Origin of the sequence: Synechococcus sp. R55.2, assembly GCF_047462075.1 — a bacterium.
Taxonomy (GTDB): domain Bacteria; phylum Cyanobacteriota; class Cyanobacteriia; order Thermostichales; family Thermostichaceae; genus Thermostichus.
In genome coordinates this window covers 1-8,320 of sequence record NZ_JANSIH010000099.1, presented here as the reverse complement: position 1 = coordinate 8,320, position 8,320 = coordinate 1, and the positions used below count along the sequence as shown (strand labels likewise).

Sequence of the window (8,320 nt, the reverse complement as noted above, 5' to 3'; positions counted from 1 at the left end):
GGTCGCGTCTTCGCGTCAGCGTTGCGGAGCAATAGCGTTGCGGAGCAATAATGCAAGGGATCCAAAAGGTTTTTCTCAGTAGCCCAGGCATCTCACCCCAAGCTGAAACGAGTATACAATTGCCTTCCTTTTTGAGGATTGGTTGGCTATTCGCTCACCCCTGATCTGCTCAGTTCTCCTCTGCTTCTCTTGGGCAAAGATGGGTTCGCGCGGCCAGAAGCGCATTGAAAAGCGAAAAGAAGGTGCCCTTACCAAAGAATTGGGTCTAAAGCCCTGCCGTACCGCTATGCAGCTCGCCTTGGCGGGCCTAGCACGGTGGCTTTTGTGCTACACCCTAACCGGCATCGATCAAATCGTTGGATCCCCAGCCAGGGGCAACCTGAGCCGCTCTGAGAATAAAGGCAGCCAGATTTCTCAGGGCTTCGTCGTCCATCCAGGAAGGGGGTACAGGTCGGCATCCATAGCTGGAATCCGAGCCATCGTAGCTGCGGGGATCCCGCTGGTACTCCATCAAGGCTTGAAGGGTATCTCGGGGTGGAGTGGCACCGCGCAAGTCCTTCAAAGAGAGGGAAATGTTGGGAGCCGGCAAAGTGGCACCGCCCACATGACAATTCAAACAGGCGGACTGAAAACGATTTTTGCCGTCCGTGAGCTGCTCTGGGGTAAAGGTGAGGGTATGCCCTGCGGCATCTAGAGGCAATTCCACAGGGCCACTCACCCGCAAATACTGGTTCACGTAAGGATCAATGCGGGCAGCCACCGGACTGGCCAGCCCCAGCCACAACAAAGCTAGGATCCCGACCCAGGCCCAGAGGCGAGACGGGATCCGCCATCTCATAGGCAACTTCTGATCCAGATGCGGCATTAGAGATAGGCTGATAGGTCGCTGTGGCTTTCGTTCTTGGTACCACCCCAGCCGGGAACGGTCTTGGCCTGCACCAGAATGTAGCCCGCAATCAGCTTCAGATCCTCGTCGGTGAGGTTGCGCAGACGGGGATACTCACTGGTGAGCTGGGTGTTGGGGTGATACTCCAACAGAGACTCCACCCCGTCATAGGTGACCGGATTCTTGATGTAGTCCACGATTGCCAGCACATTATCCCGTGGGGGAGTTGCCCCCTCCAGATCCGAAAGCTTCAAGCTTACGTCTGGGTTGGGATAGGTCTGACCGCCCACATGGCACTGGGCGCACGCGGTGTTGAATAACTTCTTCCCTTTGGCCAACTGGGCCTCGGTAAAGGTAATGGACTCGGTTGGCGACAGAGCCACCGCAGGAATATCCTTAGCTGCAAACACTGGAGCCAGACCCCAGCCAAACCCAGCCATCAACACAGCCAACAGCAGGACAAGCAACCGACGACGCGCTGGCACAAACACCTTCTGAACAGAAAAAGCTTTGCTAAACATGGTTCTCCGTAGATCAGTCTAGAAAGAGGAGAGGTGGGCTCCACTCCAGCCGCAAACCCGACAACAGGATCAAGAATAGACCATCAAGAGATCATTTGCAGATGGGATCCGAGATGGTTTCCCAATCGGTTCCATTTGCCTTTGGTGTTAAGTTTGATTACGGAGCTGTGGCCTGTTGGGGGTCTGTTGGCCGGGAGCTGACTTGGCCACAGCCCGGTCGAGGTGGGGAGAACTGAGCAGGTAATATAGAGCTTGGCTTGCTTGCCCGGCAACCTCACAGCAGGAGAATACGGCAGACTCCGTTCCAGGTTTTTGCAGGATTGCCCCCATGTCCTCTGTCCGATTCCAGCCGTTGCGGGTGGCTTTCACCTGTGCGGATCCCAGTCAGATCCAAATGCCTGTTGCCAATTTGCTGGCGGCTTTGCCGGCCTCACCGCTTCTGGCCTACACAGATCCGGAAGCAGCAGACTTGCGGGTAGAGCTGTTGCCCGATGCCATTTATCACTTTTACCGTCGGGGGGAAGAGGTGGCTCTGGCGGCCTTCCGGATCCCGGTGAAAAAGCTACAGGCCCTGCCTCGCAAGCTGGTGCGGCTGTTGGAGCACGTGGCCGCTTTCGGCAACCTCTTGAATCTGCAACCTCCCAGCGATGCGCTGAGCAGCATCTTGGAAGTGGAATTTCTCCAACTGGAAACCCCGGCCAGCAGCTCTGCCCCTGCCGAAGTGAGCCCCCTGCCGCGGGATCCCCAAGGGAAAGTGCAAATCCAAGCAGGCCGCAACCTGGCCATTGCCTTGAGAAACAGAGCCCCCACTCCAGTGCATGTTTATGTCACCGTCTTTGACGAGCGGCGGTACAGCGTGGACTTGGTTTACCCCTATCAACCAGATCTGCCTGCCCGCTTGCGCCCCAATGAGAGCCTGCTGATCGGCTCTGGCCCCCGCTACTTGCTGCAGATGCAACTGCCAGAAGGAACGAACGTAGCGGTGGATCACTTCAAAATCTGGGTCAGCGGCACCAGCATGCAGCCGGGCATTATGGTGATGCCTCCCCTGGGGCAACGGCTGGAGCCCCCCTCCGAGGATCCCTACGGGGCCGGATCCCGTCTAGATCGAGAGGTAAGGCTGGCCGTTCTGGGCAAGGCAGGCAGCACTCCCATGCCGGCTTTTGCCGAGGATCCCTGGTGGTGTATGGAACAAGCCGTCAAGATTGTGGCCTGAGCTGATGCTCTCTGGGACTTTTTCAGACTTTATGGAGATGGCTCTTCAGGATCCCATCAAAGGTAGCCTCAACCTCGTCAACACCGATCACTGACAGATGATAGAGGGAAGAAAGACTACTTCTTATATCCTGGCTAACATCAGTTAAAACCATGAAAGCTTGGCTTCTCTGAAGACCGAGTTCATCAGCGATCCTGGAGTATTTCTGTATTTTATCTTGGTACTCACCTGTCTTCGATTCCACCCAGTAGAATTTATCATTGATATGGAAGAAAAGATCCATCTCAAAATCAGCCCCGTTCGACAAAGTAACTTGGGCATTCGCGATGTAAGAGAAACTGATCTCTCCCGTGTGAGCTGCAGTAAGGCGAATCAGCTTGTCCCTGACATATCTTTCCAGCCAGTTCCCTGCCAGAAAATTCAGCGCCTGAGGCGACCTACTGGGTCTCGCTACCAAAAGGCATCTGGGCGCCTTAAAGTATCTGTACTCTTCCAAAAATGCGATGCCGTGTAACTCCTTAGCAACTTGGCAAGTTGAACTGATTACTTGTGGAGGTTCGTCTCTAAGGTTTAGGGAGAAGGAACTCCCGCTATTCATATTTGATTTAATCGTTCCATAAAATCTTTTAATCGAAGAGTATCGGCTGCCCATAAAGGTAGCTATTTGATCTAGCTTTCCCTCTTTCTCTCCCACAGCTATGCTTTTTATCTTTATGTTTTTTGAGTTTAAGAACGACTCTATCTTTGATATATCAACAGTAGCTGTCCCATCTTTATCTCTTGGCACGTCGTCTATTGGCTCAGGATCTGGTGCTTTATCAATAACCTGAATAGCCTGATCATTCTGGGAGTCCTGATCTGTAGTTTGAAATATCTCTAATCCGTGAGAATTTTGAAGAGCAACCTGTAGTTGCTGATAAGTATATTCGGTTTCTTTCACTAAGTTTTCCAGGATGACTTGCTGATTGTTTAGCTGCTCATCATGTTCAGCTAACTTTACAGATATAGCCTGTAGAAGGTCTCTACTCCAATCTTGTAGCAAGCTTTGACAGTTATCGGCAAGGCGAAATTTAAACTCTTCAAGATTATCTTGGGCAGCCTGTAACTTTTGAGAGATTTTGTCTGCCAATCTTTCGCTCAATTTGATTAGCGCTTTGTTCGCGTCGTTGAGTTCTTGGCTGTGTTGGCTTAGCTGTGAAGATATCTCTCTGATAATCTCTCGTTTCCAGATCTCCAGTTTAGGATTTGCCCCATACTGGCGAGCAACGTAAATACCTGCCGAGAAACCAATAGCTACCCCAATCAATAAAACCAAAACTAAGTCCATCAGATGCTCCTGCCCTTCATTACCGTTACTTTTCTTTCAAGACAACAAGGGATCCCAGCCAGCCTTGCTGAAGAGCCTCTTGAGCAGGAGTCAGCTCAGGCAATACCTCCAACCTATAGACATCAGGCCGAGGGGGATCCAACGGGATCCAAAAGTGTTTCAACTGGTCCGCTTGAAAGACGCTTAAACAGATGATCTGGTGGGGCTGATAGGCTGTCAAGCGTTCTGTCAGGTTGGCGGCGCTCACCTTGAACCCATCCAGGGCCACCAGCTCATCGCCGGCCCAGATGCCTGCTTTTTGCGCCGGGGATCCCATCTCTACTGCGCTGATGCGATTGCCCTCGCCGTTGAAATTGAGGCCCAGGTATGGGATGGGGTTGGGGCGGCTGAAGTGGGCTTTAAGGGTGAGGCCAAAGGGGTGTAGGTAAGTGTTGTAGTCTAGCTCTTCCGTGCCTTCCACATAGGCGGAGAAAAACCGGCCAAGATCGGCACCGGCTGCCCGCTCAAACGCCTCCCGCAAGTCTTGGTCGCTGTAGCCCTTCTCTGACCGACCAAAGCGCTGCCACAGATCCTGCAAAGCCGTATCCAGGGATCCCTGACCGCCGGAAAGGTGGCGAATGTGCAGATCCAGCAGCCAACAGACCAAAGCCCCCTTTAAGTAATAAGAAACCTGGCTGTTGAGGGTGTTTTCGTGGGGGCGGTAGAGTTTGATCCAGGTATCGAAGCTGGACTCCCGCAGCGATTGCACGGCCCGGCCCGGAGTACGCTGCAAGCGGCCAATCTGTTCGGAAAGAATCTTCAAGAAATCGCCGGCACTGAGGATCCCTGCCCTCAACAAGATGACATTTTCGTAGTAGCTGGTCGCTCCCTCACAAAACCACAGGCATTCCAGATAGTTTTCTTGGTTGTAGTCGATCTTTTCCAATGCCAGCGGACGCAGACGCTTGACATTCCAGGCATGAAACAACTCGTGGGCCAGCAAAGACAAAAAGCGCCGATAGGACTCCGGCTGATGCAGCTCCAGCCCAGAGTAAAGAAGGGTGGTGCTGTACTTGTGCTCAAGGCCACCAAATCCTCCCGGCGACAAATGCACAATGAACCAGTAGCGGTCGTAGGGTAGCCCACCGAAAAACGCGGCTGTGGTTTTGACAATCGCCTTAGCATCAGCGACAGCCCGCTCCACATCCAGAGTGCCCGACCCCCAAACCACAAGGTAATGCGGGATCCCTTCCACCTCAAACGATTGCACTCGATGTGGACCCACCTCCACCGGGCTATCCACCAGCTCGTCATAGTCCTCTGCCACAAAAGACTGGCCGGAAGCGGGATCCCCAGAAGAGGAGATCAAAGGCCGCAAACTGGTGGCGATGTGCCAATCCGGCTTGGGGGGGATCACCGTCAAAGTGTAGGGTTCCCGCTCGCGACCGGGCACGTAGAGGAAGAGCGCTGCCCCGTTGAAATAGGCGTGGGTCAAATCCAGATGGTTCGTGCGCACCGTCAGCTCATAGGCATAGACCCGATAGCACACCTTCACAGCAGAAGAACCCGGCGGATCGATTTGCCAGGTATTCTTATCCACCTTCCGCCAGGCCAAAGGGATCCCTTGCTCAGTTGCCGCCTGAAACTCCTGCACATGACGGGCATACTCCCGCACCAAGTAGGATCCCGGCGTCCACACCGGCAGTCGCAGCCGCAAAGGCACCTCTGGATCCACCTCTTGGATCTGCAGCTCCACCTCCAGGAGGTGATTGGCCGGATCCGGCATCCGCACCGTGAAATGCTGGCGGCTCAGCCGAGAAGGTTCAGCAACAACAGCCTCCGGGCTCCCCATAGATAGATAGAATGTTCCAACCCACTCCACTCTCTACCGCCAAGGGCCGATGCAACCCCCAGCGACAATGGCTCTTATCCTAACCCCTGCTTTCGGTTGGGGATCCCTTTCTGGGGCAAAAACGAGACTCAAAAATGTAGCACGTGCTACAAAGATGCCTGGGCAGAACCTTCTACTTTAGGGTAAATCTTGGTATCATCATCGATTCTGAAGTCAAGGGGTTGCAACCTAGCCTAATGCTTCTAGATTGATCTTAATAGGTTGATCTTAGGTATAAACTGACCTTAAAAGGTTGATGAGTATGGCGGTGGCCGTAGCGGAAAAATCTCTGATCACAGCCTTCAAGCAATTGGGAGGCCCTCACCATCCTCCGGTTATCGAAACGTTTGAGCGCGGGAAGACCATTTTTTTTCCAGGGGATCCGGCGGAGCGGGTTTACTTTTTGGTGAAGGGAGCCGTTAAGCTCTCGCGGGTCTACGAAATGGGGGAGGAAATCACCGTCGCCCTCCTACGCGAAAACAGCATCTTCGGCGTGCTCTCCTTTATCACAGGACAGCGCTCTGATCGCTTTTATCACTCGGTGGCTTTTACGCCTACTGAGTTGCTCTCTCTGCCGATCGAGCAGGTGGAAAAATCCTTGCAGGAGAACGCCGAACTGGCCATGTTGCTGGTTAAAAGCCTGTCGTCCCGCATTTTGCAAACGGAGATGATGATCGAGACACTGGCTCATCGCGACATGGGATCCCGTCTGGTCAGCTTTTTGTTGATCCTCTGTCGCGATTTCGGAGTGCCTGGCCCAGATGGGGTCACCATCGATCTCAAGCTGTCTCACCAGGCCATTGCCGAGGCCATTGGCTCAACCCGCGTCACCATCACCCGCCTGTTGGGAGAGCTGCGCAAGAAGAAGTACATCTCCATTCACAAGAAGAAGATCACCGTACACGACCCGATGCGGCTGAGCCATCGCTTTGCCTAGAAGGAAGAGGAGAACACCTCCTGAGCAGCACCCTGCCTAGGCAAACCCCGCTCGATGGTTGGTTGAAGCTCTGGCCGGCCTATGTTCAATCTACTGCTGCAGCCTTGAAGAATCTCTGTGCCCGAAGGACAGACTTAAAGTTTTCTGGAAGCTGACCGGATCGCGGGCAAAAACCTACTAGTCTATGGGGGGATCTGGCTTTGGCCAGAGCTATCTAGCCAATTGCTGAGGTGTAACTGTGGAAACAGCCATCGAGTGGATTACCGCCCATGAGATCCTCGACTCGCGAGGGCGTCCCACCTTAGAGGCCCTGGTGGGTCTAGCCAATGGGGCAACGGGCTTGGCGCAGGTTCCCAGCGGTGCTTCGACCGGCACCTTCGAGGCCCACGAGCTGCGGGACGGGGATCCCAAACGCTACGGCGGTAAGGGCGTGCTGAGGGCGGTGGAAAACATCCTTGGCCCCATCCAGTCGGAGCTGCAGGGAGAAGATGCCCTCAACCAAGCCCGTATTGACCAGTTGCTGATCGACCTGGACGGCACCCCCAACAAGTCCCGCCTGGGGGCCAACGCTATTTTGGCAGTTTCTCTGGCGACAGCCAAAGCGGCTGCGGAAGCAGTGGGCTTGCCTCTTTACAAATACCTGGGGGGGCCCTTTGCCAACCTGCTGCCGGTGCCGCTGATGAACGTGCTCAACGGCGGCGCCCACGCCGACAACAACGTCGATATTCAAGAATTTATGCTTGTGCCCATTGGAGCGGCCAGCTTTCGCGAGGCGCTGCGCTACGGGGCTGAGGTGTTTGCGGTACTAAAACAAGTGCTGCAGCAGAAGGGGCTGTCCACCGGTGTGGGGGATGAAGGGGGGTTTGCTCCTGATCTCGACTCCAATGCGGCGGCTTTGGATCTGCTGATGACGGCTATTGAACAGGCAGGCTACAAACCGGGAGCAGATATCGCCTTGGCCTTGGATGTGGCCGCCAACGAGCTGCTGCAGGATGGGCAATATCACTTTGAGGGCAAAGCCCACAGCACGGCTGATATGGTGGCTTACTACCAGCAACTGCTGGCCAACTATCCCATCCTTTCCATTGAAGATGGGCTAGCGGAAGAAGACTGGGCCGGTTGGCAAGCCATGACCGCTCAACTGGGATCCCGGGTACAGCTGGTGGGAGATGACCTGTTTGTAACCAACCTGACCCGCCTGCAAAAGGGTATCGACAGCGCCGCCGCCAACGCCATTTTGATCAAGCCCAACCAAATCGGCACCCTGACGGAGACCGTCTCGGCCATCCAATTGGCAGTTCAAGCCGGCTTTCGCACCATCATCAGCCACCGCTCTGGCGAGACGGAAGACACCACCATTGCCGACTTGGCGGTGGCCACCCGTGCCGGGCAGATCAAAACCGGATCCCTCTGCCGCAGCGAGCGCATTGCCAAGTACAACCAACTGCTGCGCATCGAAGACGAGCTGGGGGAAGCGGCAGTTTATGCCGGTCGGGTGGGCCTGGGTCCTAGGTTGTGTTGATCTTTCATTTGAGCCAAAAGAGAGCACTGACGAGATAGAGA

7 protein-coding genes are annotated in these 8,320 nt (G+C 54.5%); 3 read left to right on the top strand and 4 right to left on the bottom strand.

All coding sequences use genetic code 11. From position 1 onward, the window contains the following. Positions 1-334: 334 nt before the first annotated feature. Both psbV2 and psbV read right to left on the bottom strand, forming a co-directional pair. Positions 335-838: a photosystem II cytochrome PsbV2 gene (gene psbV2, locus NW838_RS03620; protein ID WP_414380910.1), complete on the bottom strand. Its 504-nt coding sequence runs from the start codon at positions 836-838 to the stop codon at positions 335-337. 26 nt (positions 839-864) lie between these two features. Continuing rightward, positions 865-1,407 carry a photosystem II cytochrome c-550 gene (gene psbV / locus NW838_RS03615; protein WP_414350243.1) on the bottom strand — a complete coding sequence of 181 codons (543 nt, stop codon included), beginning with the start codon at positions 1,405-1,407 and terminating at the stop codon, positions 865-867. Positions 1,408-1,735: 328 nt separating this feature from the next. Between psbV and NW838_RS03610 the strand changes: the two genes are divergently transcribed. Beyond that, on the top strand, positions 1,736-2,623 hold the full coding sequence (locus NW838_RS03610; RefSeq protein WP_414427510.1) for a hypothetical protein: 888 nt from the start codon (positions 1,736-1,738) through the stop codon (positions 2,621-2,623). A gap of 22 nt (positions 2,624-2,645) precedes the next feature. Here NW838_RS03610 and NW838_RS03605 read toward each other — a convergent pair whose 3' ends face one another. Continuing rightward, positions 2,646-3,950, bottom strand: a complete 1,305-nt coding sequence (locus NW838_RS03605) for a hypothetical protein (RefSeq protein WP_414357013.1) — start codon at positions 3,948-3,950, stop codon at positions 2,646-2,648. Positions 3,951-3,975: 25 nt separating this feature from the next. Beyond that, on the bottom strand, positions 3,976-5,781 hold the full coding sequence (locus NW838_RS03600; protein ID WP_414427509.1) for a M61 family metallopeptidase: 1,806 nt from the start codon (positions 5,779-5,781) through the stop codon (positions 3,976-3,978). A 301-nt stretch (positions 5,782-6,082) separates the two neighbouring features. On the opposite strand from NW838_RS03600, the gene ntcA reads away from it, so the two are divergent. Continuing rightward, on the top strand, positions 6,083-6,757 hold the full coding sequence (gene ntcA, locus NW838_RS03595) for a global nitrogen regulator NtcA (RefSeq protein WP_011434093.1): 675 nt from the start codon (positions 6,083-6,085) through the stop codon (positions 6,755-6,757). Positions 6,758-6,995: 238 nt separating this feature from the next. Beyond that, positions 6,996-8,279, top strand: coding sequence for a phosphopyruvate hydratase (eno, locus tag NW838_RS03590; RefSeq protein ID WP_414357009.1), 1,284 nt, complete (start codon positions 6,996-6,998; stop codon positions 8,277-8,279). The last annotated feature ends 41 nt before the right edge of the window (positions 8,280-8,320 follow it).

What these genes read in the sequence shown, in the direction of transcription:
- ntcA (WP_011434093.1), top strand. Translation starts at nt 6,083, where the DNA reads ATGGCGGTGGCCGTAGCGGAAAAATCTCTGATCACAGCCTTCAAGCAA.
- NW838_RS03610 (WP_414427510.1), top strand. Translation starts at nt 1,736, where the DNA reads ATGTCCTCTGTCCGATTCCAGCCGTTGCGGGTGGCTTTCACCTGTGCG.
- NW838_RS03600 (WP_414427509.1), bottom strand. Translation starts at nt 5,781, where the DNA reads ATGGGGAGCCCGGAGGCTGTTGTTGCTGAACCTTCTCGGCTGAGCCGC.
- NW838_RS03605 (WP_414357013.1), bottom strand. Translation starts at nt 3,950, where the DNA reads ATGGACTTAGTTTTGGTTTTATTGATTGGGGTAGCTATTGGTTTCTCG.
- psbV2 (WP_414380910.1), bottom strand. Translation starts at nt 838, where the DNA reads ATGAGATGGCGGATCCCGTCTCGCCTCTGGGCCTGGGTCGGGATCCTA.
- psbV (WP_414350243.1), bottom strand. Translation starts at nt 1,407, where the DNA reads ATGTTTAGCAAAGCTTTTTCTGTTCAGAAGGTGTTTGTGCCAGCGCGT.